1 protein-coding gene is annotated in these 254 nt (G+C 60.6%); it reads right to left on the bottom strand.

The annotated features are described in order from the left end of the window. The coding region (locus tag ACM6G4_RS27435; RefSeq protein ID WP_414915021.1) for a hypothetical protein at window positions 1-254 on the bottom strand (254 nt) is incomplete at both ends.

Below are 254 nucleotides of genomic sequence, written 5' to 3'. Positions count from 1 at the left end.
ATCAGCCTCCCGAGCAGGTCGTAGGAGAATTCCAGCGTTTCTTCGCTGACACCAATTTGCTTGCCCTGCGCGGTCGGCAGGCGCTGGATCGACAGCAGGCGATCAGCGTCGTCATACACGTAATCCTGACGGGCATCGGCATTGAGTTTGGCCAGCAACCGGCCAATGCTATCGCGTTCGAATTCGGTGCGGCGTTGTGGCCGTTCACCGCGTTCGCCGTAGCCGGTTTCATCGACCTGGGTCAGATGCCCGCC

Origin of the sequence: Pseudomonas sp. IT-P258, assembly GCF_949767825.1 — a bacterium.
GTDB lineage: Bacteria > Pseudomonadota > Gammaproteobacteria > Pseudomonadales > Pseudomonadaceae > Aquipseudomonas > Aquipseudomonas monachiensis.
The sequence above is the reverse complement of the archived record's forward strand: the minus strand, read 5'-3'. Positions and strand labels throughout refer to the sequence as shown.